Source organism: Serratia sp. CC22-02 (assembly GCF_900182895.1).
Taxonomy (GTDB): Bacteria; Pseudomonadota; Gammaproteobacteria; order Enterobacterales; family Enterobacteriaceae; genus Serratia; species Serratia nevei.
On record NZ_FXUD01000003.1, the window covers coordinates 424,802 to 451,214 of the forward strand.

The 26,413-nt window shown below is 59.3% G+C and carries 21 protein-coding genes; 19 read left to right on the forward strand and 2 right to left on the reverse strand.

The annotated features are described in order from the left end of the window. On the reverse strand, positions 1–1,575 hold the full coding sequence (gene leuA, locus QOL81_RS13950; protein ID WP_004932820.1) for a 2-isopropylmalate synthase: 1,575 nt from the start codon (positions 1,573–1,575) through the stop codon (positions 1–3). An 872-nt stretch (positions 1,576–2,447) separates the two neighbouring features. Here leuA and leuO point away from each other — a divergent pair. The 5 genes from leuO to cra all read left to right on the forward strand — a co-directional run bounded on the left by leuO (position 2,448) and on the right by cra (position 9,422). Then, the gene (gene leuO / locus QOL81_RS13955; protein ID WP_060422459.1) at positions 2,448–3,395 is read left to right on the forward strand and encodes a transcriptional regulator LeuO; all 948 of its coding nucleotides are present in this window, start codon (positions 2,448–2,450) and stop codon (positions 3,393–3,395) included. A gap of 466 nt (positions 3,396–3,861) precedes the next feature. Further along, complete coding sequence (locus QOL81_RS13960; protein WP_100396046.1) at positions 3,862–5,670, forward strand: AMP-dependent synthetase/ligase; 1,809 nt, start codon at positions 3,862–3,864, stop codon at positions 5,668–5,670. A 316-nt stretch (positions 5,671–5,986) separates the two neighbouring features. After that, the gene (gene ilvI / locus QOL81_RS13965; protein WP_043148148.1) at positions 5,987–7,705 is read left to right on the forward strand and encodes an acetolactate synthase 3 large subunit; all 1,719 of its coding nucleotides are present in this window, start codon (positions 5,987–5,989) and stop codon (positions 7,703–7,705) included. A gap of 2 nt (positions 7,706–7,707) precedes the next feature. Continuing rightward, entirely contained in the window at positions 7,708–8,199 is a 492-nt protein-coding gene (ilvN, locus tag QOL81_RS13970; protein ID WP_004932806.1) for an acetolactate synthase small subunit, read from the forward strand. Between the two features lie 218 nt (positions 8,200–8,417). Continuing rightward, on the forward strand, positions 8,418–9,422 hold the full coding sequence (gene cra, locus QOL81_RS13975) for a catabolite repressor/activator (protein WP_004932801.1): 1,005 nt from the start codon (positions 8,418–8,420) through the stop codon (positions 9,420–9,422). Positions 9,423–9,459: 37 nt separating this feature from the next. Here the strand turns inward: cra and QOL81_RS13980 are convergent, their stop codons facing one another. Beyond that, entirely contained in the window at positions 9,460–9,900 is a 441-nt protein-coding gene (locus tag QOL81_RS13980; RefSeq protein ID WP_060422463.1) for an L-alanine exporter AlaE, read from the reverse strand. An 863-nt stretch (positions 9,901–10,763) separates the two neighbouring features. Between QOL81_RS13980 and mraZ the strand changes: the two genes are divergently transcribed. The 14 genes from mraZ (at position 10,764) to ftsA (ending at position 26,365) form a co-directional block, all read left to right on the forward strand. Further along, a complete protein-coding gene (gene mraZ, locus QOL81_RS13985) occupies positions 10,764–11,222 on the forward strand; it encodes a division/cell wall cluster transcriptional repressor MraZ (protein WP_025159638.1) in 459 nt (152 codons plus the stop codon). A 2-nt stretch (positions 11,223–11,224) separates the two neighbouring features. After that, complete coding sequence (gene rsmH, locus QOL81_RS13990; RefSeq protein ID WP_049200285.1) at positions 11,225–12,166, forward strand: 16S rRNA (cytosine(1402)-N(4))-methyltransferase RsmH; 942 nt, start codon at positions 11,225–11,227, stop codon at positions 12,164–12,166. After that, the gene (gene ftsL / locus QOL81_RS13995) at positions 12,163–12,483 is read left to right on the forward strand and encodes a cell division protein FtsL (protein WP_033651674.1); all 321 of its coding nucleotides are present in this window, start codon (positions 12,163–12,165) and stop codon (positions 12,481–12,483) included. Before rsmH ends, ftsL begins: the two co-directional genes overlap by 4 nt. A gap of 42 nt (positions 12,484–12,525) precedes the next feature. Further along, positions 12,526–14,289 carry a peptidoglycan DD-transpeptidase PBP3 gene (ftsI, locus tag QOL81_RS14000; RefSeq protein ID WP_004932790.1) on the forward strand — a complete coding sequence of 588 codons (1,764 nt, stop codon included), beginning with the start codon at positions 12,526–12,528 and terminating at the stop codon, positions 14,287–14,289. Continuing rightward, entirely contained in the window at positions 14,276–15,763 is a 1,488-nt protein-coding gene (murE, locus tag QOL81_RS14005; protein ID WP_060422468.1) for a UDP-N-acetylmuramoyl-L-alanyl-D-glutamate--2,6-diaminopimelate ligase, read from the forward strand. Before ftsI ends, murE begins: the two co-directional genes overlap by 14 nt. Then, the gene (murF, locus tag QOL81_RS14010) at positions 15,760–17,121 is read left to right on the forward strand and encodes a UDP-N-acetylmuramoyl-tripeptide--D-alanyl-D-alanine ligase (RefSeq protein ID WP_060422472.1); all 1,362 of its coding nucleotides are present in this window, start codon (positions 15,760–15,762) and stop codon (positions 17,119–17,121) included. Before murE ends, murF begins: the two co-directional genes overlap by 4 nt. Next, the gene (mraY, locus tag QOL81_RS14015; protein ID WP_004932782.1) at positions 17,115–18,197 is read left to right on the forward strand and encodes a phospho-N-acetylmuramoyl-pentapeptide-transferase; all 1,083 of its coding nucleotides are present in this window, start codon (positions 17,115–17,117) and stop codon (positions 18,195–18,197) included. The genes murF and mraY overlap by 7 nt, the downstream gene beginning before the upstream one ends. A 2-nt stretch (positions 18,198–18,199) precedes the next feature. Beyond that, on the forward strand, positions 18,200–19,519 hold the full coding sequence (murD, locus tag QOL81_RS14020) for a UDP-N-acetylmuramoyl-L-alanine--D-glutamate ligase (protein WP_025301569.1): 1,320 nt from the start codon (positions 18,200–18,202) through the stop codon (positions 19,517–19,519). Beyond that, entirely contained in the window at positions 19,516–20,718 is a 1,203-nt protein-coding gene (gene ftsW, locus QOL81_RS14025; protein WP_038873480.1) for a cell division protein FtsW, read from the forward strand. The genes murD and ftsW overlap by 4 nt, the downstream gene beginning before the upstream one ends. Positions 20,719–20,721: 3 nt before the next feature. Beyond that, complete coding sequence (gene murG, locus QOL81_RS14030; RefSeq protein ID WP_060422475.1) at positions 20,722–21,786, forward strand: undecaprenyldiphospho-muramoylpentapeptide beta-N-acetylglucosaminyltransferase; 1,065 nt, start codon at positions 20,722–20,724, stop codon at positions 21,784–21,786. Positions 21,787–21,870: 84 nt separating this feature from the next. Beyond that, on the forward strand, positions 21,871–23,346 hold the full coding sequence (gene murC, locus QOL81_RS14035) for a UDP-N-acetylmuramate--L-alanine ligase (protein ID WP_025301571.1): 1,476 nt from the start codon (positions 21,871–21,873) through the stop codon (positions 23,344–23,346). Beyond that, positions 23,339–24,259 carry a D-alanine--D-alanine ligase gene (locus QOL81_RS14040; RefSeq protein WP_283439891.1) on the forward strand — a complete coding sequence of 307 codons (921 nt, stop codon included), beginning with the start codon at positions 23,339–23,341 and terminating at the stop codon, positions 24,257–24,259. The genes murC and QOL81_RS14040 overlap by 8 nt, the downstream gene beginning before the upstream one ends. Before the next feature lies 1 nt (position 24,260). Beyond that, a complete protein-coding gene (gene ftsQ / locus QOL81_RS14045) occupies positions 24,261–25,112 on the forward strand; it encodes a cell division protein FtsQ (protein ID WP_004932761.1) in 852 nt (283 codons plus the stop codon). Beyond that, positions 25,109–26,365 (forward strand): cell division protein FtsA, encoded by a 1,257-nt coding sequence (ftsA, locus tag QOL81_RS14050; protein ID WP_004932758.1) that lies wholly within the window; start codon positions 25,109–25,111, stop codon positions 26,363–26,365. Before ftsQ ends, ftsA begins: the two co-directional genes overlap by 4 nt. Positions 26,366–26,413 lie beyond the last annotated feature (48 nt).

The following is a 26,413-nucleotide window of genomic DNA, read 5'->3' on the forward strand; positions in this document are numbered from 1 at the left end:
TCACACCGTTTCCTGATTATTTTGATGTTTGTTTTGCTGCAGGCGCTGCTTTTCTTTTTCTACCTGCTGTGAGCGCCAAATATTGTTCAACACGTGCACCATCGCCTTGGCGGAGGATTCGACGATGTCGGTCGCCAGACCTACGCCGTGGAAGCGGCGGCCGTTGTAAGAGACCACGATATCCACCTGGCCCAGCGCGTCGCGGCCATGGCCCTTGGCGGTCAGCTGGTATTTCACCAGCTCGATCGGGTAGTCGGTGATGCGGTTGATTGCCTGATAAACCGCATCGACCGGGCCATTGCCGGTGGCGGCCTCGGCTTTCTCTTCGCCGCCGCAGATCAGTTTCACCGAAGCGGTGGCCATGATGCTGCTGCCGGACTGCACGCTGAAGTAGCCCAGGCTGAAGTGCTCCGGCTCTTCCTGCTGTTTATTGATGAAGGCCAGCGCCTCCAGGTCATAGTCGAACACCTGGCCCTTTTTGTCGGCCAGCTTCAGGAAGGCGGCGTACAGGGTATCCAGGTTGTAGTCCTGCTCCTGGTAGCCCATCTCTTCCATGCGGTGTTTCACCGCCGCACGGCCGGAGCGGGAAGTCAGGTTCAACTGCACGTCCTTCAGGCCGATCGACTGCGGGGTCATGATTTCGTAGTTTTCGCGGTTCTTCAGCACGCCGTCCTGGTGAATGCCGGAGGAGTGGGCGAAGGCGTTGGAGCCGACGATCGCCTTGTTGGCCGGGATCGGCATGTTGCACAGCTGGCTGACGATCTGGCTGGTGCGGAAAATTTCCTGATGATTGATGTTGGTGTGCACGTTCATGATGTCCTGGCGCACTTTAATCGCCATGATCACCTCTTCCAGCGAACAGTTGCCGGCGCGTTCACCGATGCCGTTCAGGGTGCCTTCCACCTGACGGGCGCCGGCCTGTACCGCGGCGATGGAGTTGCCGACCGCCATGCCCAAATCGTCGTGGCAGTGCACGGAGATGATGGCTTTGTCGATGTTCGGCACGCGGTCATACAAGGTGGTGATGATGCCGCCGAACTGGTTCGGCGTGGTGTAGCCGACGGTGTCCGGGATATTGATGGTGGTGGCACCGGCATTGATGGCGGCTTCGACCACGCGGCACAGATTGTCGATCGGTGTGCGGCCGGCGTCTTCACAGGAGAACTCTACGTCGTCGGTGTAGTTGCGGGCACGTTTGACCGAGCGCACCGCCATCTCCAACACTTCGTCGAACGAGCGTTTCAGCTTCGATTCAATGTGCAGGGTCGAGGTGGCCAGGAACACGTGGATGCGGAACGCTTCGGCGACGCGCAACGCTTCTGCGGCCACGTCGATGTCTTTGTCTACGCAGCGGGCCAGGCCGCAGACGCGGCTGTTCTTGATCTGGCGCGCGATGGTTTGCACCGATTCGAAGTCGCCCGGCGAGGAGACCGGGAAGCCGACCTCCATCACGTCGACGCCCATTCTCTCCAGCGCCAGCGCAATCTGAATCTTCTCTTTTACGCTCAGGCTGGCCTGCAATGCCTGTTCGCCATCACGCAGCGTGGTATCGAAAATAATGACTTGTTGGCTCATCGGTGCATTCCTTATCGTGTTGATTTCACGCTAAGCGGGCAAAAAAAAACCCGCGCAGTAGCGCGGGTTTCTTATGGGTGATCGGCTGAGTCAGCTCCGAACTTCGTCCACAGGCATACCGCGCAAACAAGATGCGTTAAGTAGTAGGCCTAGTAGACGGTGAGTACGGATCATAAGGGTTCAGCTTCTCTTAAATGGGGTGTCTGCCTAATTTGATACGTGATTGCCCTGGCGATGTCAACACCTGATTGAATGCGGGGACAATGCATCGGCGAATCGGCCGAACAGAGGATCATGCGGCAAAAAAGCGACGCCCTAGAGAAAAAACGGGGCCAGTTTGCGTGCTGCTTAGCATAAACGAATCGAATATATACTGCGCTAATTGCTTCTGGATTTCGTTGCGTTAAGATTTGTGATGAAAAAATAAGAGGAATTAATCACGGGGGGCAATAAAATAACATTTTTAATACAAATGATTTAAATTAAATTCATATGATTAATTGATTGTTTTAGTCATAATATAACAAAATAATGCGTTTTTACACAAAGTGAGCGGTGTTTTTAGATGGTTTGATTGCTTATGATGTGTTTCTATAGTTTGTCTCATACTGTGCGGTTAGGTTGTTTAATTGTCTTAATCATTGTTGATACCTAATTATTAGTACCACCCAGGTGGCATTCTTCCCGCTGACGGGAGAAGCTGCTGACATGTATTCCACATACGACTTATATCGTGACGATAACACGAGGTTTTTTATCGGCTGATGGCGGTAATGGCAGGATTTGTCGTGCAAAGATAAGGCAATGCGGCGTTTCATTGTTTGTCGAGCACAAGGATTAGATTATCTACACAGGATTTAGTGGAGTGAAATATGGCTGAATATGATTCAGAAATCGCCATGGTCAAAGAGCCGGCGGACATTCATTTGCGCAGCGTCGATCTTAATTTGCTGACGGTGTTTGACGCCGTGATGCAAATGCAAAATATTACGCGAGCCGCTAATTCGTTAGGGATGTCGCAGCCGGCGGTGAGCAACGCGGTGGCGCGCCTGAAGGTGATGTTCAACGATGAGCTGTTCGTGCGCTGTGGGCGCGGGATCCAGCCCACCATGCGGGCCAGGCAGCTTTTTGGGCCGGTGCGGCAAGCGTTGCAGCTGGTGCAAAATGAGTTGCCGGGCGCCGAGTTCGAACCGCTGACTAGCACGCGAGCATTCTCCCTGTCGCTGTGTAGCCCGCTCGATTTGCGTCTGGGCGCCGGGATAATCAATCACGTCAAACAGATCGCGCCGCAGCTTAACCTGCAAATAAAGTCGTACATCAACAATAATATTGAGCATCAATTGCGTTATCAGGACGTCGAGTTTGTCATCGGCTACAGCCGTTTCGAATCGGCGGAGTTTCGCAGCCTGGCGATGTTCGACGACGAATTAGTGCTGGCGGTTGCGCAGGCGCATCCGAGAATAGGCGAGGAGGTGACGCCGGAGCACATGCTGGCCGAGCAGCACGCTGCGGTTTCCCTGGAGAGTTTTGGATCGTTCAGTAAACCTTTTTATTTAGAGGAGCCGATGCTGCGCGCCGTGACGCAACAGTGCACGGATCTCTACAGCGTGTTGAATATGGTGTCGCAAACGGAAATGGTGGCGATTGCGCCCGCTTGGTTGGTGCGACAGCAGACGGAAGCGTTGAAAATAAAGGCGGTTCCTTTATGTGGCAACGAGAATAAAGCCACCTGCTATCTCTCCTGGCATGAATCCTCCGAGCGGGATAAAGGCCACCAGTGGATGAAATCTGTCCTGATTGAGGCGGGTAACCCAAAGTAAAGCGATAAAGAATGGGAGCCACATAAAGATAATATTCAACTGAGCGTTTTTTTCTCATGATAAAAACTAAGAACTATCTGTGTTTTTATTAAGATGTTTCTTGGTTTTACGGCGATAAAATAACTTATTTTCAGAGTGAGTTTGTTCGTTCAGCAAAAATAATTAATATAAATTAATATTCTGATTTTTACTTTCCGGCTGGTATTTTAAACTAACTCGATGTGGCGGCCCGGATGGGCCGCGTTTTATTGCCATCAGTAAACCTTTTCCTCCCCGTTTTGTCCAACCAATGAAAGTGCGGAAGCCGGACTGAGTTTTGGCTCACACTTCTACGCTGAAATCGCTTTTCCCCCTGTCTGAGACTAGGTAGACTGCGCAGAAAAAAGTAAACACGTGTAAGCTGAGATGAGGGCCGTAAGGCGTCGTTCCGGCTTAACTGTTTGATTCATTTCAGGCTTAGAGCACTATGATCACTAATCTGCTGCAATACCATTTGATCCATCGTATACAGCATCAAATCATCCACCGAGCCGATCGCACAGCTTTTCGCCAATGGTCGCCCAACGGCGAGTTGCAGCTGACCTGGGGAGAGGCCGCCACTCGTATTGACCGCATTGCCGCCGGGCTGCTGGGGCTGGGCGTCGAAGTACAAGAACGCATCGGTATTTTCGCCAATAACACGATGGCCTGGGCGTTGACCGATCTCGCTATCCTTCACCTGCGCGGCATCAGCGTTCCGCTCTATTCCACCAACACGCCGGCACAGGCGGCGTTCGTCACCAACGACGCCGACATCCGTATACTGTTCGTCGGCGAGCAGGCGCAGCTTGACGCCGCCATCGCGCTGCGCGGCGTCTGCCCGCAGCTGCGCCATATTGTTGTCTTCGACGAGGGGGCCGATCTGCGCGGCTGCGAGATCGCACAGCATCTGAGCACCTTCGAGCGCGCTGCCGATCCGGCGGCTTTTGCCGCTCAACGCCAGCAGCGTATTGAAGAGTGCGACCTGCAGGATCTCTTCACCCTGATCTATACCTCGGGCACTACCGGCGAGCCGAAAGGGGTGATGCTGGACTACCGCAACCTGGCGGCGCAGCTCTACCTGCATGATGAAAGGCTGACGGTCGGCGAAGAAGATGTGTCGCTCAGCTTCCTGCCGCTGTCGCACGTTTTTGAGCGGGCCTGGAGCTTCTTTGTGATGCATTCCGGCGCGCAGAACGTTTTCCTGCCGAACACCGACTGGGTGCGGGAAGCGATGGGGCAGGTCCGCCCGACGCTGATGTGTGCGGTGCCGCGTTTCTACGAGAAGATTTTCAGCGCGGTGCACGAAAAAGTGGCGCGCGCCCCTTGGCTGCGCCGTGCGTTGTTCCACTGGGCGATCGTCTGCGGCGAGCGCAAATTCCTGCAGGAGCGCGCCGGCAAACCGTTGGGCAAAGTGTTCGACTTCACCCACCGCTGGGCCGATAAGCTGGTGTTGAGCAAGCTGCGCGGTATCCTCGGCGGCCGGGTGCGCTTTTTGCCGGCGGCGGGCGCCAAGCTGGACGACAATGTGATCCTGTTTTTCCAGGCGATGGGCGTCAACATCAAGTACGGTTACGGCATGACCGAAACCTGTGCGACCGTCTCCTGCTGGGAAGAGGGGCATTTCCGCTTCGGCTCCATCGGTAAACCGCTGCCGGAGGTCGAGGTGCGCATTGGCGAGGAAAATGAAATCCAGGTGCGCGGGCCGATCGTGATGCGCGGCTATTTCAACAAACCTTTGGAAACCGCCGCGACCTTTACCGAGGACGGCTGGCTGAAAACCGGCGACGCCGGGGCGATCGATGAAGAGGGCAACCTGTTCATCACCGAACGCCTGAAAGATTTGATGAAAACCTCCGGCGGCAAATATATCGCGCCGCAGATGCTGGAAGGCACGCTGGCGCAGGATCGCTTTATCGAGCAGGTGGCAATCATCGCCGATGCGCGTAAATTCGTTTCCGCGCTGATCGTGCCGTGCTTTGAGTCGTTGGAAGAGTACGCGAAGTCAGTGAACCTGAAATACCAGGATCGCCTGGAACTGCTGCGCAACGGCGAAATCCTCGAGATGTTCGAAAAGCGCCTGCGCGAGATGCAAAAGGAGCTGGCGCGCTTCGAACAGGTGAAGAAGTTCACGCTGCTGCCGGCGGCCTTTTCGATGGAGCTGGGGGAGTTGACGCCAACGCTGAAGCTGCGCCGTAAAGTGATCCTGCAGCGCTATCAGCGTGAAATCGACTCGATGTACCAGGAACAGGCCTGACGCCGCCGCCGGGCCATGCACCCGGCCAAAAAAGCGGCATATCCTTCACCTGATTTAGTTCTGTAATTTTCCCCCTGTTCGAAACAATGCCTAGCCTGACAACCCCGAGGCTAGCGCATTGTTTTTATAAAGCCGCGATCTCCAGCTGCTTGGCAATAACCCCGCTACCGTTAAGCCATTTTGCCGTTTGCCTGCCCCATATTCTGACGTTATGTTAATTCGATAGCGACAACCCATAAAAACTTTGGGGCATTGCCCCGCAGCAGGCGCTACGTTCCGGCGCCAGAGAAGAATAAGCAAGCCTGGAGGCAAACCCATGGAGATGTTGTCAGGAGCCGAGATGGTCGTCCGATCGTTGATCGATCAGGGCGTTAAGCATGTATTCGGCTACCCCGGCGGGGCGGTGCTCGATATCTACGACGCTCTGCATACGGTAGGAGGGATCGATCATATTCTGGTGCGCCACGAGCAGGGGGCGGTGCACATGGCCGACGGCTACGCGCGCGCCACCGGTGAAGTGGGCGTGGTGCTGGTGACCTCCGGCCCCGGCGCCACCAACGCCATTACCGGCATCGCTACCGCCTATATGGACTCGATCCCGATGGTGGTGCTGTCGGGGCAGGTGCCCAGCTCGCTGATCGGCTACGACGCCTTCCAGGAGTGCGATATGGTGGGGATTTCTCGCCCGGTGGTGAAGCACAGCTTCCTGGTAAAACGCACCGAAGACATCCCGGCGGTGTTGAAGAAGGCGTTCTACCTGGCTTCCAGCGGCCGCCCCGGCCCGGTGGTGATCGATCTGCCGAAAGATATCGTCGGCCCGGCGGTGCGGATGCCTTATGCCTACCCGCAGGACGTGAGCATGCGTTCTTATAACCCGACGGTGCAGGGCCACCGCGGGCAGATCAAACGCGCGTTACAAACCATTCTGGCGGCCAAAAAGCCGGTGATGTACGTCGGCGGCGGCGCGATCAACGCCGGTTGCGAGGCCGAACTGTTGGCGTTGGCGGAGCAGCTGAACCTGCCGGTGACCAGCAGCCTGATGGGATTGGGCGCTTTCCCCGGCACCCATCGCCAGAGCGTCGGCATGCTCGGCATGCACGGCACCTATGAAGCCAACAAAACCATGCACCATGCCGACGTGATCTTCGCCGTCGGTGTGCGCTTCGACGATCGCACCACCAATAACCTCGCTAAATACTGCCCGGACGCCACCGTGCTGCACATCGATATCGATCCGACTTCGATCTCCAAAACGGTGGACGCCGATATTCCGATCGTCGGCGATGCCAGGCAGGTGTTGGTTCAGATGCTGGAGCTGCTGGCGCAGGACGAGAAAGCGCAGGATCACGACGCGCTGCGCGATTGGTGGCAGTCTATCGAGCAGTGGCGTGCCCGCGACTGCCTGGGTTACGACAAGCACAGCGGCACCATCAAGCCGCAGGCGGTGATCGAAACCCTGCATCGACTGACCAAAGGCGACGCCTATGTCACCTCGGACGTGGGCCAGCACCAGATGTTCGCCGCGCTCTATTATCCATTCGACAAACCGCGCCGCTGGATCAACTCCGGCGGCCTCGGCACCATGGGCTTCGGTTTGCCGGCGGCATTGGGCGTCAAGCTGGCGCTGCCTGAGGAAACCGTGGTGTGCGTGACCGGCGATGGCAGCATTCAGATGAACATTCAGGAGCTGTCCACCGCGCTGCAATATAACCTGCCGGTGGTGGTGGTGAACCTCAACAACCGCTATCTGGGCATGGTGAAGCAGTGGCAGGACATGATTTATTCCGGCCGTCACTCGCAGTCCTACATGGATTCTCTGCCGGACTTCGTCAAGTTGGCCGAGGCTTACGGCCATGTCGGTATCGCCATCCGCACGCCGGATGAGCTGGAAAGCAAGCTGGCGCAGGCGCTGGCGGAAAAAGAGCGGCTGGTGTTCGTCGACGTGACCGTCGATGAAACCGAACATGTTTACCCGATGCAGATCCGCGGTGGAAGCATGGACGAAATGTGGCTTAGCAAAACGGAGAGGACCTGATCATGCGCCGTATTTTATCTGTCTTGCTGGAAAACGAATCCGGCGCTTTGTCGCGCGTGGTCGGGCTGTTTTCCCAGCGCGGTTATAACATCGAGAGCCTGACGGTGGCACCGACCGACGATCCGACGCTGTCGCGCATGACTATCCAGACCGTCGGCGACGAGAAAGTGCTGGAGCAGATTGAGAAACAGCTGCACAAGCTGGTGGATGTGCTGCGCGTCAGCGAGCTGGTGCAGGGCGCCCACGTCGAGCGCGAGATCATGCTGGTGAAGCTGCAGGCCAGCGGCTACGGCCGTGAAGAGGTGAAGCGCTGCGCCGACATTTTCCGCGGCCAGATCGTCGATGTGACGGCGACGCTGTACACGGTACAGCTGGCCGGCACCAGCGACAAGCTCGACGCCTTCCTGAGCGCGGTGCGTGAAGTGGCGGAGATCGTGGAAGTGGCCCGTTCCGGCGTGGTTGGCGTGTCGCGCGGCGACAAAATCATGCGCTGAGCGCGGTCTGGCGGCGAATAATCGGGGGCGCGGCGTGGCTGCGCCCTTTGTTTTTCGGTATTTTTTGCCCGATTGCTGGCACCTTTCGGCAAAAGCGGTTGCTAGGCAGTGTTTTCTGCTGTTAGATCGCAGAGGCTGGATTGAATAACCGTACGGGATGTCATGGTTAATCCGAGCACAGCCTTCACTTCTATTTTCAGCGTCATTAAGGGGTTAATGTGAAACTGGATGAAATCGCGCGTCTCGCGGGCGTTTCGCGCACGACGGCCAGTTACGTCATCAACGGCAAGGCGAAGCAGTATCGTGTCAGCGATAAAACCGTCGAGAAAGTGATGGCCGTGGTCAGGGAGCATAACTATCACCCGAATGCCGTCGCGGCGGGGCTGCGCGCCGGGCGTACCCGTTCTATCGGTCTGGTGATCCCGGATCTGGAAAATACCAGCTATACCCGCATCGCCAACTACCTGGAACGCCAGGCGCGCCAGCGTGGTTACCAATTGCTGATCGCCTGTTCCGAAGATCAGCCGGACAACGAAATGCGCTGTATCGAGCACCTGCTGCAGCGCCAGGTGGACGCCATCATCGTCTCCACCGCCTTGCCGCCGGAGCATCCTTTCTATCAACGCTGGGCCAACGATCCGCTGCCGATCATCGCGCTGGACCGCGCGCTGGATCGCGAGCATTTCATCAGCGTCGTCGGGGCCGATCAGGAAGACGCCTTTGCGCTGGCGCAGGAGCTGCGCACCTTCCCGGCTGAATCGGTGCTGTATCTGGGCGCCTTGCCGGAGCTTTCGGTGAGCTTCCTGCGTGAGCAGGGCTTCCGTCAGGCCTGGCAAGAAGATCCCCGCCACGTCGATTATCTGTATGCCAACAGCTATGAACGCGAAGCCGCCGGCGCGCTGTTTGCCGAATGGCTGAAAACGCACCCGATGCCGCAGGCGCTGTTCACCACCTCGTTCTCGCTGTTGCAGGGCGTGATGGACGTGACGCTGAAGCAACGTGGCCGTTTGCCGACCGATCTGGCGATTGCCACCTTTGGCGATCATGAACTGTTGGATTTCCTCGAGTGCCCGGTGCTCGCGGTGGCTCAGCGCCATCGTGACGTAGCCGAACGCGTGCTGGAGCTGGTGTTGGCCAGCCTGGACGAACCGCGTAAACCCAAACCGGGCTTGACGCGTATCCGCCGCAATCTGTTCCGCCGCGGCAGCCTGAGCCGCAAATAGTCCGCTCTACAGGAGCCCGCTTTGCCGGGCTCCTGGTTTAGACGTAGCCCGCCACCCGGAACAGCCGCCGGCAATATTCCAGGAAATAGCCATACACCACGCCCATCGCCATGGAGACCAGCGCATTGCTGGTGACCGCCGCCAGCATTTGTTGGCCGTCGGCGCCTACGCTCCACAAAATGGCGGCATAAACCGGCGACTGGAAGCTGACGTAGGCCAGCAGGTCGGCGAGGTTGCGCAGCACGAACTGGCCGCGCGGACAGCGGCGCGCCGTGCGGATAAACAGATCGCGATAGCGGCCGTAAGGCCAGGCGATCAGGATGTTGACCGGGATCGACAGCAGGCGCGAAGAGAGGGATTGCTGGAAGCTCATGCCGGAGATCAACACTTCTATCGCCATGCCGGCGATAAAGCAGTACACCACCAGTGCGAACGTATCGGCAGCGGCGCTACGCCAGTGAGCTACGGGCGAAAGCATGTGTTACCTCCCTTTAGTTAAGATTCTGTTAAATTATAAATTGTTGGTTGTTAAAACTGCTTTTTTGCTTTTTATATAGTGTACTAATCTGCATTGCTTTTTTTAACTAGATTTATATTTTTATTTTTAACATTTGCTCGGTTTTTGTCCCGCAGAACCGGGAGAGAGGAGAGGGTAGAGAGATTAAAATCGGTAATTTAAAATAAATTCATTAAAAACATATGGTTGCGATTTTTGGCGTCGAATGGGGATTTTTTCCGGCAAAAATTGTGGAAATAAAGGTGTAAGAAAATGAAACCATAATTGTAAACAGGTATTTTGGGAATAATCTTACCAAATTGATTTAAATCGAAATTACTTCTGCTCGTAATATCCGAACCATTTATTTTTATCGCGGCCGCATCACGGCCGTGCAAATTGAAGTAAAATAGCGCCCGGTTTTACGGTGAATAACGATTGAGCGTTATTAACTCAAGGAGTTATGGCCTTATTCCGCGATCGGTTCGCCCAACGCCGAGCCTTGGCGGGCGCGGCTCGCCAGCGGTTACCGCACTGAGATTGCCGAGCTGAAAAATGAGACATGGCTTGCAGAAGGAAGTAATGAGTTAATTAATCGCCAGTTCGTCAGGTTTTTAATCAGATTCTTTCCGCTTAGAAAATTCTCTCCGTTTATCATGGTGTTAATTTTTAATCGTCGAATAATCAGAGTTTCTTTCGCGAGTCAGCTCCCAAAATGACCAGAGAAATATTGCCAAAGCGCTGGCGCTCTGGCTTGACAAGGTTTTCATACCCTCCGTAAACTCCATTGTGTGGGAATTTGTGGGGTAAAGTGGTGAAAACGGTCACTAAGGGGTAGCTCGGGAATGTTCCGTGGAGCGACGATGGTCAACCTCGACAGCAAAGGGCGGCTTGCCGTACCTACCCGATATCGGGAATTGCTCAACGAGGAATCGCAAGGCCAAATGGTCTGTACCATTGACCTCCATCAGCCCTGCCTGCTGCTTTATCCTTTGCCCGAATGGGAAATTATTGAACAAAAATTATCACGTCTGTCGAGCATGAATCCCGCCGAGCGCCGCGTTCAGCGCCTGCTGCTGGGGCATGCCAGTGAGTGTCAGATGGATAGTGCCGGTCGTTTGCTGTTAGCCAATACGCTGCGGCAACACGCCGGGCTCACGAAAGAAGTGATGCTGGTCGGTCAGTTCAACAAGTTTGAACTGTGGGATGAACAGACCTGGTATCAACAAGTCAAGGATGATATTGACGCTGAACAGTCGACTCAGGAACCGTTGTCTGAGCGACTACAGGACTTGTCGCTATAAGCATGTTGGAAAACTATAAACACACCACCGTCCTGCTGGACGAAGCCGTCAACGGCCTCAACATCCGCAGCAACGGCATATATATCGACGGTACTTTTGGTCGCGGTGGCCATTCTCGTCTGATTCTGTCCCAGCTGGGGCCGGAAGGGCGCTTGCTGGCGATTGACCGTGACCCTCAGGCGATTGCAGCCGCCAAATCTATTGAAGATCCTCGTTTTACCATCGTACACGGCCCATTCTCCGAGTTGTCGCACTACGTGCGGGAACGTGAATTGGTGGGCAAGATCGACGGCGTTCTGCTCGATCTGGGCGTTTCTTCGCCGCAGCTTGACGACGCAGAGCGCGGATTCTCCTTTATGCGCGACGGTCCGCTGGACATGCGCATGGATCCTTCCACCGGCCTGTCCGCCGCAGAGTGGCTGATGAAGGCCGAAGCGGACGACATCGCCTGGGTGCTGAAAACCTTTGGCGAAGAGCGTTTCGCCAAGCGCATCGCACGCGCCATCGTGGAAAGAAACCGCGTGGAGCCGATGACGCGCACCAAAGAGTTGGCGGATCTGATTGCCGATGCCAGCCCGTTCCGTGAAAAGCACAAGCATCCGGCGACGCGCAGCTTCCAGGCGATTCGTATCTATATCAACAGCGAGCTGGAAGAGATCGAGCGTGCGCTCGACGGCGCGCTGGAAGTGCTGGCCCCACAGGGCCGTTTGTCGATCATCAGCTTCCACTCGCTGGAAGACCGCATCGTCAAACGCTTTATGCGTCACCATAGCCGCGGCGCCCAGGTGCCGGCGGGCATTCCGTTGACCGAAGAGCAACTGCGCAGCATGGGCGGGCGAACGCTGAAAGCGCTGGGCAAAATGATGCCTTCGGAAGCGGAAGTGGCGGACAACCCGCGTGCGCGCAGCTCGGTGCTGCGTATTGCTGAGAGGATGCCCGCGTGATCGGCAACGAACGCCACGGTTTGGTCGGGGTTATTGGCGGCGACCTGCTGCGCAACGCCAAGATCCCCATGATTTTACTGATTGCGTCACTGGTCTCCGCGATTTTCGTGGTGACCACCGCGCACCGCACCCGCCTGCTGACCGCCGAGCGCGAACAGCTGGTTCTGGAGCGCGATGCGCTGGATATCGAGTGGCGCAACCTGATTTTAGAAGAGAACGCCCTCGGCGATCACAGCCGGGTTGAACGTATCGCGACAGAAAAACTGCAGATGCAACACGTTGATCCATCGCAGGAAAATATCATCGTTAAACAATGAATGGTTTAACCGGAATAATGACACGGAGTAGAAAGGAAACGCATGAAAGCAGCGCGCCCCGGTAAGTTGAGACGCCAGGAAGATCAGGCCAGCTTTGTCAGCTGGCGTTTTGCGTTGCTGTGCGGCTGCATTTTGCTGGCGATGGTTGGCCTGATGCTGCGCGTCGCGTACCTGCAGGTCATCAACCCCGACCGTCTGGTGAAAGAAGGCGACATGCGTTCGCTGCGCGTGCAGGAAGTGCCGACCGCGCGCGGCATGATCAGCGATCGCGCCGGCCGTCCGTTGGCGGTCAGCGTGCCGGTCAATGCGGTGTGGGCGGATCCGAAAGAGCTGAACGAGCGCGGCGGTATCACGCTGGACAGCCGTTGGAAAGCGCTTTCTGATGCGCTGAACATCCCGCTGGACCAACTCTCCAACCGCATCAACGCCAACCCGAAAGGGCGCTTCGTTTATCTGGCGCGCCAGGTGAACCCGGCGATCGGCGACTACATCCACAAGCTCAAGCTGCCGGGGATCTACCTGCGGCAGGAGTCGCGCCGGTACTACCCGGCGGGGCAGGTGACGTCGCACATCATCGGCGTGACCAACATCGACGGACAAGGCATTGAAGGCGTCGAGAAGAGCTTCGACCGCTGGCTGACCGGGCAACCGGGCGAGAGAACGGTGCGTAAGGACCGCTTCGGCCGGGTCATCGAAGATATTTCCTCCGTAGACAGCCAGGCGGCGCACAACCTGGTGCTGAGCGTCGATGAACGCCTGCAGGCGCTGGTGTATCGCGAGCTGAACAACGCGGTGGCGTTCAACAAGGCCGAGTCGGGCACTGCGGTGCTGATCGACGTGAACACCGGCGAAGTGCTGGCGATGGCCAACAGCCCGTCTTACAACCCGAACAACATGGCCGGTACGCCGAAAGAGACCATGCGTAACCGTGCTATCACCGATATTTTTGAACCCGGTTCAACCGTGAAGCCGATGGTGGTGATGACCGCGCTGCAAAACGGCGTGGTGAGAGAAAACAGTGTGTTGAACACCATCCCGTACCGCATTCAGGGCCACGAGATCAAAGATGTGGCGCGGTACTCGGAGCTGTCATTGACCGGGATCTTGCAGAAGTCGAGTAACGTCGGTGTTTCAAAGCTGGCGTTAGCGATGCCGTCCTCAGCGTTAGTAGATACTTACTCTCGTTTTGGGCTGGGAAAAGCGACCAATTTGGGGCTGGTCGGAGAAAGCAGTGGCATATACCCAAAAAAACAACGGTGGTCTGACATAGAGAGGGCCACCTTCTCTTTCGGCTACGGGCTGATGGTAACTCCGTTACAGTTGGCGCGAGTCTATGCAACGATCGGCAGCCTGGGCGTATATCGCCCATTGTCGATCACCAAGGTTGACCCTCCGGTCGCCGGCGAACGCGTTTTCCCTGAACCTCTGGTGCGCACCGTGGTGCACATGATGGAAAGCGTGGCCTTGCCGGGCGGCGGCGGCGTGAAAGCCGCCATCAAGGGATACCGTATCGCCATCAAAACCGGTACCGCGAAAAAAGTGGGCCCGGACGGCAAATACGTCAACCGATACATCGCTTATACCGCCGGCGTCGCGCCGGCAAGTAACCCCCGTTTTGCCCTGGTGGTCGTCATCAACGACCCGCAGGGTGGGAAATACTATGGTGGCGCAATCTCCGCGCCGGTGTTCGGTGCCATCATGGGCGGCGTATTGCGCACCATGAACGTCGAGCCTGACGCGTTGCCTACCGGTGACAAAAGCGAATTAGTGATTAACAAGAAAGAGGGTTCAGGTGGCAGATCGTAATTTGCGCGACTTACTCGCCCCGTGGGTGCCGACGGCACCCGGGCGCGCGCTGCGGGAAATGACATTAGACAGCCGTGTGGCGGCTGCCGGGGATCTGTTTGTCGCCGTTGTCGGCCATCAAACGGATGGACGCCGCTATATTCCGCAGGCCATCGCGCAGGGCGTCTCCGCCGTGATCGCCGAAGCTGACGGTCAGGCCGAAGACGGCGCCATCATTGAAATGCACGGCGTGCCGGTGATCTACCTGAGCCAACTGAACCAGCGCCTTTCCGCGCTGGCCGGGCGTTTTTACCACCAGCCGGGCGAGCGTCTGCGTCTGGTCGGCGTGACCGGTACCAACGGCAAAACCACCACCACCCAACTGCTGGCGCAGTGGAGCCAACTGCTGGGCGAAACCAGCGCGGTGATGGGCACCGTCGGCAACGGCCTGCTGGGCCAGGTGTGCCCGACCGAGAATACCACCGGTTCTGCGGTGGATGTTCAACACGTATTAAACGATTTGGCGGAACAGGGCGCGACCTTCGCCGCCATGGAAGTCTCGTCCCACGGTCTGGTGCAACACCGGGTGGCGGCGCTGCCGTTCGCCGCGGCGGTCTTCACCAACCTGAGCCGCGATCACTTGGATTACCACGGTGACATGGCCAATTACGAGGCGGCCAAATGGTCGCTGTTCGCCGCCCACAGCGTGGGGCAGGCGATCATCAACGCCGACGATGAAGTCGGTCTGCGCTGGCTGAGCAAGCTGCCGGATGCGGTGGCGGTGACGATGCAGGGCAACCTGCAGCCGGGCGGCCACGGCCGCTGGCTGAAAACCACGGCGGTCGATTATCACGACAACGGCGCCACCGTTCGTTTCAGCTCCAGCTGGGGCGATGGCGAGATCGAAAGCCGCCTGATGGGCGCTTTCAACGTCAGCAACCTGCTGCTGGCCTTGGCGACGCTGCTGTCGCTGGGCTATCCGCTGGAGGCGCTGGTGGAAACCGGCAGCCGCCTGCAGCCGGTCTGTGGCCGCATGGAAGTGTTTAACGCGCCGGGCAAACCGACGGTAGTGGTGGATTACGCCCACACGCCGGATGCGCTGGAGAAAGCGTTGGAAGCCGCGCGCCTGCACTGCCAGGGGCAGCTGTGGTGCGTGTTCGGCTGCGGCGGCGATCGCGACAAGGGCAAGCGTCCGCTGATGGGCGGCATCGCCGAGCAGTTCGCCGATCGCGTGGTGATCACCGATGACAACCCGCGTACCGAAGAGCCGCGCGCGATTATCAACGATATCCTGACCGGATTGCTGGACGCCGGACAGGCGTTGGTGATCCACGGCCGCGCCGAAGCGGTGACCAGCGCCATCATGCAGGCGCAGGAACAGGATGTGGTGTTGGTGGCAGGCAAAGGCCACGAAGATTATCAGCTGGTGGGCAACCGCCGCCTGGATTACTCCGACCGCACGACGGTCGCCCGACTGCTGGGGGTGCTGGCATGATCCCTGTCTCTCTTCAGACACTGGCTGAGGTATTGAGCGCTGAATTGATCGGCGCCGATTGCCAAATTGTCGAGGTGACGACAGACACCCGCAAGGTGACCGCCGGTTGCCTGTTTGTGGCGCTGAAAGGCGAGCGTTTCGACGCTCACGACTTTGCGGCGGATGCCGTAGCCGCGGGTGCCGGGGCGCTGCTGGTCAGTAAGCGCTTATTGGTGGACGCGCCGCAGCTGGTGGTGCAAGACACCCGTCTGGCGCTGGGGCAGCTTGGCGCCTGGGTGCGTCAGCAGGTGCCGGCGCGCGTGGTGGCGCTGACCGGTTCCTCGGGCAAGACCTCGGTGAAAGAAATGACCGCCGCCATTCTGCGCGAATGCGGCGAAGTGCTGTATACCGCCGGCAACTTCAATAACGACATCGGCGTGCCGCTGACGCTGTTACGTCTGGAGCCGCAGCATGATTTTGCCGTGATAGAGCTGGGCGCTAACCATATTGGCGAAATCGCTTACACCACCGCATTGACGCGTCCGCAGACCGCTTTGGTGAACAACCTGGCGGCTGCGCACCTGGAAGGCTTCGGCTCGCTGGCCGGCGTCGCCCAGGCGAAAGGTGAAATCTTTACCGGCCTGCCGGCCGACGGCGTGGCGATCATCAACGCCGATAACAACGACTGGCCGCACTGGCAGAGCATGCTGGGCGGCAAAACCGTCTGGCGCTTCTCGCCGCAGGCGGCCGAAGGCGTGGACTTCTTCGCGGATAACGTGCGGGTGAACGGTGCAGGCACGCAATTCACGCTGCACAGCCCGTTCGGCACCGCCGAGATCGCGCTGCCGCTGCCGGGGCGCCACAACGTGGCCAATGCGCTGGCGGCGACCGCGCTGGCGACGTCGGTGGGTGCCACCCTCGAAGCGGTGCGTCAGGGGCTGAAACAGCTGCAGGCGGTGCCGGGGCGTCTGTTCCCGGTGGCGCTGGCCGAAGGCAAGCTGCTGCTGGACGACAGCTATAACGCCAACGTCGGGTCGATGACCGCAGCGGCGCAGGTGCTGGCAGAGATGCCGGGCTACCGCGTGATGGTGGTCGGCGATATGGCCGAGCTGGGTGCGGAAGCGGAAGAGTGCCACCGTCAGGTGGGCGAAGCCGCCCGTCTGGCCGGCGTCGACAAGGTGATCAGCGTCGGCGGTTTGAGCCGCGTGCTGAGCGAGGCGTCCGGCAACGGCGAACATTATCAAGACAAGACAGCAGTGATCGCGCGCGTGGCGGAATTACTGTCGGAACATGCGGTCATTACCGTGTTAATCAAAGGTTCACGTAGTGCCGCAATGGAGCAGGTAGTACGCGCGTTACAGGAGAAAGCACCATGTTAGTTTGGCTGGCCGAGCATTTGGTCAAGTATTACTCAGGCTTCAACGTCTTTTCTTATCTGACGTTCCGAGCCATTGTCAGCCTGCTGACCGCACTGTTCCTGTCGCTGTGGATGGGCCCGCGGGTGATCAAGCGCCTGCAAGAAATGTCCTTCGGCCAGGTGGTGCGTAACGACGGCCCCGAGTCGCACTTCAGCAAGCGCGGCACGCCGACCATGGGCGGCATCATGATCCTGACCTCCATCACCATTTCGGTGCTGATGTGGGCTTACCCGTCCAACCCGTATGTCTGGTGCGTGCTGTTCGTGCTGGTGGGTTACGGCATCGTCGGCTTCGTCGACGACTACCGCAAGGTGGTGCGTAAGGACACCAAAGGGCTGATCGCCCGCTGGAAGTATTTCTGGCAGTCGGTGATTGCGCTGATTGTCGCATTCGCCATGTACGCCGTAGGAAAAGACACGCCAGCCACCGAGCTGGTTGTGCCGTTCTTTAAGGACGTGATGCCGCAGCTGGGCCTGCTGTACATCCTGCTGGCCTATTTCGTGATCGTCGGCACCAGCAACGCGGTCAACCTGACCGACGGCCTGGACGGCCTGGCTATCATGCCGACGGTATTCGTGGCGGCCGGCTTCGCGCTGGTGGCCTGGGCGACCGGTAACATGAACTTCGCCAACTACCTGCATATTCCGTATCTGCGTCATGCCGGTGAGTTGGTGATCGTGTGTACCGCCATCGTCGGCGCCGGCCTCGGGTTCCTGTGGTTCAACACTTACCCGGCCCAGGTGTTTATGGGCGACGTCGGTTCGTTGGCGCTGGGCGGCGCGCTGGGCACCATCGCGGTGCTGCTGCGTCAGGAGTTCTTGTTGGTGATCATGGGCGGCGTATTCGTGGTAGAGACGCTGTCGGTGATCCTGCAGGTGGGATCGTTCAAGCTGCGCGGGCAACGCATTTTCCGCATGGCGCCGATTCACCACCACTATGAATTGAAAGGCTGGCCTGAGCCGCGCGTTATCGTGCGCTTCTGGATCATTTCGCTGATGCTGGTGCTGATTGGCCTGGCAACGCTGAAGGTGCGTTAATCATGGCAGACTATCAGGGTAGAAAAGTCGTCATCATCGGGTTGGGCCTCACCGGCCTGTCCTGCGTCGATTTCTTCATGGCGCGCGGCGTGACGCCGCGCGTGATGGATACCCGTATCGCGCCGCCAGGCTTGGACAAACTGCCTGAGAGCGTGGAGCGTCATCTGGGCGATCTGAATCAGGACTGGCTGCTGGCGGCGGATCTGATCGTTGCCAGCCCGGGCGTCGCGCTGGCGACCCCGGCATTGAGCGCTGCGGCGGATGCCGGCGTGGAAATCGTCGGCGACGTCGAACTGTTCTGCCGTGAAGCGCAGGCGCCGATCGTGGCGATCACCGGCTCCAACGGCAAAAGCACCGTCACCACCCTGGTGGGCGAGATGGCGAAAGCCGCCGGTTGGGCGGTGGGCGTGGGCGGCAATATCGGCCTGCCGGCGCTGAGCCTGCTGCGTCAGGAATGCCAGCTTTACGTGCTGGAGCTGTCCAGCTTCCAGCTGGAAACGACGTATAGCCTGCGGGCGGCGGCGGCGACCATCCTGAACGTGACCGAAGATCATATGGATCGCTATCCGTTCGGCCTGCAGCAGTATCGCGGCGCCAAGCTGCGCGTGTATGAAAACGCCGCCGTGTGCGTGGTGAACGCAGACGATGCACTGACCATGCCGGTGCGCGGCGCCGACGAGCGCTGCGTCAGCTTCGGTGCGGACGTCGGCGATTATCACCTGAACCGCCAGCAGGGGGAAACCTGGCTGCGGGTGCGCGGTGAGAAAGTGCTGAATACGCGCGAGATGAAACTGACCGGCCGCCACAACTACACCAACGCCCTGGCGGCGTTGGCGTTGGCGGATGCGGTCAATATCCCGCGCGCGTCCAGCCTGAAGGCGCTGACCACCTTCACCGGCCTGGCGCACCGCTTCCAGCTGGCCTGGGAGCACAACGGCGTGCGTTGGATCAACGATTCCAAAGCCACCAACGTCGGCAGCACCGAAGCGGCGCTGAACGGCCTGCAGGTAGACGGCACGCTGCATCTGCTGCTGGGCGGCGACGGCAAGTCCGCCGATTTCTCGCCGCTGGCGCGCTACCTGCAGGGCGACAACGTGCGTCTGTACTGCTTTGGCCGCGACGGCGCCCAGCTGGCACAGCTGCGGCCGGAGGTGGCGACGCTGACTGAGACCATGGAGCAGGCGATGCGCACCATCGCCGGCCGCGTACAGCCTGGCGACATGGTATTGCTGTCGCCGGCCTGCGCCAGCCTCGATCAGTTCCGTAATTTTGAAGTGCGCGGCGATGAGTTCGCCCGCCTGGCGCAGGAGCTTGGCGGATGAAACTACGCTTGCCGAACTTCGGGCTGACAGAACGACTGAAAGACTGGGTGACCGGCGCGCGCGACAACGACGCGGTCAACATGGTGCTGTACGATCGCACCCTGCTGTGGCTGACCTTCGGGTTGGCGATCATCGGCTTCGTGATGGTGACCTCGGCGTCGATGCCGATCGGCCAACGCCTGGCGGACGATCCGTTCCTGTTCGCCAAACGCGACGCGCTGTACCTCGGCCTGGCGTTCGGCCTGTCGCTGGTGACGCTGCGCGTCCCGATGGAGATTTGGCAGCGCTACAGCAACGTGATGCTGCTGATGTCGATCGTGATGCTGCTGATCGTGCTGGTGGTGGGGAGTTCGGTGAACGGGGCCTCGCGCTGGATCGCGCTTGGCCCGCTGCGCATTCAGCCGGCGGAGCTGTCCAAGCTGTCGCTGTTCTGCTACCTGGCGAGCTATCTGGTGCGCAAGGTGGAAGAGGTACGCAGCAACTTCTGGGGCTTCTGCAAGCCGATGGGCGTGATGGTGGTGCTGGCAGTGCTGCTGCTGGCGCAGCCGGACCTCGGTACCGTGGTGGTGCTGTTCATCACCACGCTGGCGATGCTGTTCCTGGCCGGCGCGAAAATGTGGCAGTTCCTGGCGATCATCGGCTCCGGCGTGTTCGCCGTGGTGCTGCTGATCATCGCGGAACCGTACCGTATGCGCCGCGTGACGTCGTTCTGGAACCCGTGGGCCGATCCGTTCGGCAGCGGCTACCAGCTGACCCAGTCGCTGATGGCGTTCGGCCGCGGCGAGTTCTGGGGACAGGGGCTCGGCAACTCGGTGCAGAAACTGGAGTATTTGCCGGAAGCACACACCGACTTCATCTTCTCCATTTTGGGTGAAGAACTGGGCTATATCGGTGTGGTTTTAGCCCTGTTAATGGTATTCTTCGTCGCTTTTCGCGCGATGTCCATCGGGCGCCGCGCGCTGGAGATCGACCAACGCTTCTCCGGCTTCCTGGCCTGCGCGATCGGCGTATGGTTCAGCTTCCAGGCGCTGGTTAACGTCGGCGCCGCCGCGGGCATGCTGCCGACCAAAGGTCTGACGCTGCCGCTGATCAGTTACGGCGGTTCGAGCTTGCTGATTATGTCGACGGCCATCGTGCTGTTGCTGCGAATTGATTATGAAACGCGCCTGACCAAGGCTCAGGCGTTTGTGAAGAGGTAAGGGATGAGCGGGAAACCTAAGCGTTTAATGGTGATGGCAGGCGGTACCGGCGGGCACGTGTTCCCGGGGCTGGCGGTCGCGCATCATCTGATGGCGCAGGGCTGGCAGGTGCGCTGGCTCGGAACCGCAGACCGAATGGAAGCCGATCTGGTGCCGAAGCACGGGATCGAGATTGATTTTATCCGCATCTCCGGCCTGCGCGGCAAAGGCCTGAAGGCCCAGCTGACTGCGCCGCTGCGGATCTGGCAGGCGGTGCGCCAGGCGAAAGCCATCATGCGCAGCTATCAGCCGGACGTGGTGCTGGGGATGGGCGGTTACGTGTCCGGCCCCGGCGGCCTGGCGGCCTGGCAGTGCGGCATCCCGGTGGTGCTGCACGAGCAGAACGGCATCGCCGGCTTGACCAACCGCTGGCTGGCGCGCATCGCCGCCAAAGTGATGCAGGCCTTCCCCGGCGCGTTCCCGAACGCCGAGGTGGTGGGCAACCCGGTACGTACCGACGTGTTGGCGCTGCCGTTGCCGGCGGAGCGGTTGCAGGGGCGCGAAGGCCCGATCCGCGTGCTGGTGATTGGCGGAAGTCAGGGCGCGCGCGTGCTGAATCAGACAGTTCCTGAAGTCGCGGCGCGTTTGGGCGATAGAATTACGCTCTGGCATCAGGTTGGCAAGGGCGCGCTGGAAACGGTGCTGAGCGACTACGAAAGGGTAGGGCAGACGCAGCACAAGGTGACCGAGTTCATCGACGACATGGCCGCCGCCTACGCTTGGGCCGACGTGGTGGTCTGCCGCTCCGGCGCGTTGACCGTCAGCGAAATCGCGGCAGCGGGGCTGCCGGCGATCTTCGTGCCATTCATGCACAAGGACCGTCAGCAGTACTGGAACGCGCGTCCGCTGGAAGAAGCCGGCGCGGCGAAGATTATCGAACAGCCGCAGTTCAACGCCGATGTGGTGGCTGAACTGCTGGCGAGCTGGGATCGCAAGACGCTGCTGGCCATGGCCGAGAAAGCGCGCGCGGTCGCCATTCCGGACGCCACCGAGCGCGTGGCGGCGGAGCTGGTGCGGCTCGCCAAGTAACGAGTGCAGGGGTTCGGTGCGCCGAACCTGAATAAAAGCAATGTGATGTAGGGCCGGGGTACCGGATCCGGATTAGAGAGAGTGATGAATACACAACAACTGGCGAAACTACGTACTATCGTGCCCGAGATGCGTCGCGTCCGGCACATTCACTTTGTCGGCATCGGTGGCGCCGGCATGGGTGGTATCGCCGAAGTGTTGGCAAACGAAGGGTATCAGATCAGCGGCTCCGACCTGGCGCCGAATCCGGTCACCCAACAGTTGAGCGCGCTCGGGGCGACGATTTATTTCAATCACCGTCCGGAAAACGTGCTGGATGCGAGCGTAGTGGTGGTGTCTACCGCCATCTCCGCCGACAACCCGGAGATCGTCGCCGCCCGTGAAGCGCGCATCCCGGTGATCCGCCGCGCAGAAATGCTGGCGGAGCTGATGCGTTTTCGCCACGGCATCGCTATCGCCGGCACGCACGGCAAAACCACCACCACGGCGATGGTTTCGAGCATTTACGCCGAAGCCCGCCTGGACCCGACCTTCGTCAACGGCGGGCTGGTGAAGGCGGCGGGCACCCACGCGCGACTGGGGTCCAGCCGTTATCTGATCGCGGAAGCGGATGAGAGCGATGCGTCGTTCCTGCATCTGCAGCCGATGGTGGCCGTGGTCACCAACATCGAAGCCGACCATATGGACACTTACCAGGGTGACTTCGAGAACCTGAAGCAGACGTTTATCAATTTCTTGCACAACCTGCCGTTCTACGGCCGTGCGGTGATGTGCATCGACGATCCGGTCGTGCGCGAGCTGTTGCCGCGCGTGGGTCGCCACATCACCACCTATGGCTTCAGTGAAGATGCCGATGTGCGCATCGAAGACTACCGGCAGATTGGGCCGCAGGGGCACTTTACCCTGAGCCGTCAGGACAAACCGTTGCTGACGGTGACGCTGAACGCGCCGGGCCGCCACAATGCGTTGAACGCGGCGGCGGCGGTGGCGGTGGCAACCGAAGAAGGCATCGACGACGAAGATATCCTGCGCGCGCTGGCGGGCTTCCAGGGCACCGGGCGTCGCTTCGATTTCCTCGGCGAGTTCCCGCTGGAGCCGGTCAACGGCAAAGCGGGCAGCGCGATGCTGGTGGACGACTACGGCCACCATCCGACCGAGGTGGACGCCACGCTGAAAGCGGCGCGCGCCGGCTGGCCAGACAAGCGTTTGGTGATGATCTTCCAGCCGCACCGTTATACGCGCACCCGCGATCTGTACGACGATTTCGCCAACGTGCTGTCGCAGGTGGATGTGCTGCTGATGCTCGACGTGTACGCCGCTGGCGAAGCGCCGATCCCGGGCGCGGACAGCCGTTCGCTGTGCCGCACCATCCGCAGCCGCGGCAAGCTGGATCCGATCCTGGTTTCCGATGCCGATACCGTGCCGGAAACCCTGGCGCAGCTGCTGCAGGATGAAGACCTGGTGCTGGTGCAAGGCGCCGGCAACGTGGGCAAAATCGCCCGTAAACTGGCCGAGCTGAAGCTGCAGCCGCCGAAGAAAGAGGAGGAGCACCATGGCTGATAAAGTTGCAGTTCTGCTGGGCGGCACCTCCGCTGAACGTGAAGTCTCTCTGCAATCCGGTGCCGCGGTGCTGGCCGGGTTGCGCGAAGCCGGTATCGATGCGCACGGCGTCGATACCCGCGATTTCCCGGTGACCCAGCTGAAAGAGCAGGGGTTCACCAAAGTGTTTATCGCGCTGCATGGCCGCGGCGGCGAGGACGGCACCCTGCAGGGGCTGCTGGAGTTCCTCGAACTGCCTTATACCGGCAGCGGTGTGATGGCCTCGGCGCTGACCATGGACAAATGGCGCACCAAAATGGTGTGGCAGTCGATGGGTTTGCCGGTGGCGCCTTACGTGGCGCTGAATCGCCAGCTGTACCTCGGCGGCGAAAAAGCGGCGCTGCTGGCACGCGTGGCGGAGCTCGGCCTGCCGCTGATCGTCAAGCCGAGCCGTGAAGGTTCCAGCGTCGGCATGAGCAAGGTCACTGAAAGCGCCGCGTTGGAAGCCGCGTTGGAAGAGGCCTTCCGCCATGATGACGACGTATTGGTGGAGAAGTGGCTGAGCGGCCCGGAATATACCGTGGCGATGCTGGGCGACCAGGTTCTGCCGTCGATCCGCATCCAGCCGGCCGGCGTGTTTTACGACTACCAGGCCAAGTACATTTCGGACGACACGCAGTACTTCTGCCCGAGCGGTTTGAGCGCCGAGCAGGAAGCCGAGATGGCGGCGTTGGCGCTGCGCGCCTATCGCGGCCTGGACTGCAGCGGCTGGGGCCGCGTCGACGTGATGCAAGACAGCGATGGCAGCTTCTATCTGCTTGAGGTGAACACCTCTCCGGGCATGACCAGTCATAGCCTGGTGCCGATGGCGGCGCGCCAGTTTGGATTAAGCTTCTCGCGGTTGGTGGCGAGAATTTTGGAGTTGGCCGACTGATATGTCGCAAGCTGCCCTGAATGCGCGCGATCGCGAGGTGGATAACGGCCCGCGCCGCAGCAATGGAACCCAGTTGGCGGGAATGATTTTCCTGCTGATGGTGTTGGGAACGGTCGTGTGGAGCGGTTGGGCGGTGCTTGGCTGGATGAAAGACGCCAGTCGCCTGCCGCTCTCAAGGCTGGTGGTGACCGGCGAACGCCACTACACCACCAACGATGATATTCGTCAGGCGATCCTGGCGCTGGGCGCGCCCGGCACCTTTATGACGCAGGATGTGGACGTCATCCAGCAGCAGATCGAACGTCTGCCGTGGATCAAGCAGGCCAGCGTGCGCAAACAATGGCCGGATGAGCTGAAGATCCATCTGGTGGAGTACGTCCCGGTGGCGCGCTGGAACGATTTGCACATGGTGGACGCCGAAGGCAAAGCGTTCAGCGTGCCGGCGGAGCGGGCGGGCAAACAGAAGTTGCCGCTGCTCTACGGTCCGGAAGGGAGCGAGCAGGATGTGCTGGAAGGCTATCGGGCGATGAGCGCCACGTTGGCGGCCAGCAAATATACGCTGAAAATGGCGGCGATGACCGCGCGCCATTCCTGGCAGCTGGCGCTGGACAACGATGTCCGGCTTGAGCTGGGGCGCGATGACCGCAACGGGCGTTTGCAGCGGTTTATCGAGCTTTACCCGGTATTGCAGCAGCAGGGCCAGGCGGAGAGCAAGCGTGTCAGCTATGTCGATCTGCGCTACGAGTCCGGCGCTTCGGTAGGGTGGGCTCCGGTGTTGGTCGATCCGCAGGCGCTTGGCGGTCAGCAAAACAGTAATCAGCAACAGAATCAGGCACAGGCAAAACAACAATGATCAAGTCGACGGACAGAAAACTGGTAGTTGGACTGGAGATCGGTACTGCAAAAGTCTCCGCGTTGGTAGGGGAAGTTCTGCCCGATGGCATGGTCAACATTATCGGGGTGGGCAGCTGCCCGTCTCGCGGCATGGATAAGGGTGGCGTAAACGACCTGGAGTCGGTGGTGAAGTGCGTACAGCGCGCCATCGATCAGGCCGAGCTGATGGCGGACTGCCAGATCTCCTCGGTGTACCTGGCGCTGTCGGGCAAACACATCAGCTGCCAGAACGAAATCGGCATGGTGCCGATCTCGGAAGAGGAAGTGACGCAGGATGACGTGGAGAACGTGGTGCACACCGCCAAATCGGTGCGCGTGCGCGACGAACACCGCATTCTGCACGTGATTCCTCAGGAATACGCCATCGATTATCAGGAAGGCATCAAAAACCCGGTTGGGCTGTCCGGTGTGCGCATGCAAGCCAAGGTGCATCTGATTACCTGCCATAACGATATGGCGAAGAACATCGTCAAGGCCGTGGAACGTTGCGGCCTGAAAGTTGACCAACTTATTTTCGCCGGTCTGGCCGCGAGCTACGCGGTGCTGACCGAAGATGAACGCGAACTCGGCGTTTGCGTGGTGGATATCGGCGGCGGCACCATGGATATGGCGGTGTACACCGGCGGTGCGCTGCGCCACACCAAAGTGATCCCTTATGCCGGGAACGTGGTCACCAGCGATATCGCCTACGCCTTCGGCACGCCGCCGACCGACGCGGAAGCGATTAAAGTTCGACACGGCTGTGCGCTTGGGTCGATTGTTAGCAAGGATGAGAATGTAGAGGTGCCTAGCGTCGGGGGACGTCCTCCGCGCAGTCTGCAAAGACAGACGCTGGCTGAGGTCATTGAGCCACGCTACACCGAACTGTTGAATCTGGTTAACGATGAAATTTTGCAATTGCAGGAGCAACTGCGTCAGCAAGGGGTGAAGCATCATCTGGCAGCCGGTATCGTGCTGACCGGTGGCGCCGCCCAGATTGATGGCCTGGCAGCCTGTGCGCAACGGGTGTTCCACACCCAGGTACGCATCGGCCAACCCTTGAACATCACGGGTCTGACGGATTATGCGCAGGAGCCTTACTACTCGACAGCGGTAGGTCTGCTGCACTATGGAAAAGAGTCTCACCTGAGCGGTGAGACGGAAGTAGAAAAACGCGCCTCGGTGGGCAATTGGTTTAAACGTATCAATAGCTGGCTGAGAAAAGAGTTTTAATGTTTCAACAAAGAGATCATGCTGAGTAATCTTTTTATGATCTCGCAG

What these genes read in the sequence shown, in the direction of transcription:
- mraY (WP_004932782.1), top strand. Translation starts at nt 17,115, where the DNA reads ATGTTAGTTTGGCTGGCCGAGCATTTGGTCAAGTATTACTCAGGCTTC.
- ftsQ (WP_004932761.1), top strand. Translation starts at nt 24,261, where the DNA reads ATGTCGCAAGCTGCCCTGAATGCGCGCGATCGCGAGGTGGATAACGGC.
- rsmH (WP_049200285.1), top strand. Translation starts at nt 11,225, where the DNA reads ATGTTGGAAAACTATAAACACACCACCGTCCTGCTGGACGAAGCCGTC.
- leuO (WP_060422459.1), top strand. Translation starts at nt 2,448, where the DNA reads ATGGCTGAATATGATTCAGAAATCGCCATGGTCAAAGAGCCGGCGGAC.
- ftsW (WP_038873480.1), top strand. Translation starts at nt 19,516, where the DNA reads ATGAAACTACGCTTGCCGAACTTCGGGCTGACAGAACGACTGAAAGAC.
- ftsI (WP_004932790.1), top strand. Translation starts at nt 12,526, where the DNA reads ATGAAAGCAGCGCGCCCCGGTAAGTTGAGACGCCAGGAAGATCAGGCC.
- leuA (WP_004932820.1), bottom strand. Translation starts at nt 1,575, where the DNA reads ATGAGCCAACAAGTCATTATTTTCGATACCACGCTGCGTGATGGCGAA.
- ilvI (WP_043148148.1), top strand. Translation starts at nt 5,987, where the DNA reads ATGGAGATGTTGTCAGGAGCCGAGATGGTCGTCCGATCGTTGATCGAT.
- murC (WP_025301571.1), top strand. Translation starts at nt 21,871, where the DNA reads ATGAATACACAACAACTGGCGAAACTACGTACTATCGTGCCCGAGATG.
- QOL81_RS14040 (WP_283439891.1), top strand. Translation starts at nt 23,339, where the DNA reads ATGGCTGATAAAGTTGCAGTTCTGCTGGGCGGCACCTCCGCTGAACGT.
- ftsA (WP_004932758.1), top strand. Translation starts at nt 25,109, where the DNA reads ATGATCAAGTCGACGGACAGAAAACTGGTAGTTGGACTGGAGATCGGT.
- murF (WP_060422472.1), top strand. Translation starts at nt 15,760, where the DNA reads ATGATCCCTGTCTCTCTTCAGACACTGGCTGAGGTATTGAGCGCTGAA.
- QOL81_RS13960 (WP_100396046.1), top strand. Translation starts at nt 3,862, where the DNA reads ATGATCACTAATCTGCTGCAATACCATTTGATCCATCGTATACAGCAT.
- QOL81_RS13980 (WP_060422463.1), bottom strand. Translation starts at nt 9,900, where the DNA reads ATGCTTTCGCCCGTAGCTCACTGGCGTAGCGCCGCTGCCGATACGTTC.
- ilvN (WP_004932806.1), top strand. Translation starts at nt 7,708, where the DNA reads ATGCGCCGTATTTTATCTGTCTTGCTGGAAAACGAATCCGGCGCTTTG.
- murD (WP_025301569.1), top strand. Translation starts at nt 18,200, where the DNA reads ATGGCAGACTATCAGGGTAGAAAAGTCGTCATCATCGGGTTGGGCCTC.
- murG (WP_060422475.1), top strand. Translation starts at nt 20,722, where the DNA reads ATGAGCGGGAAACCTAAGCGTTTAATGGTGATGGCAGGCGGTACCGGC.
- mraZ (WP_025159638.1), top strand. Translation starts at nt 10,764, where the DNA reads ATGTTCCGTGGAGCGACGATGGTCAACCTCGACAGCAAAGGGCGGCTT.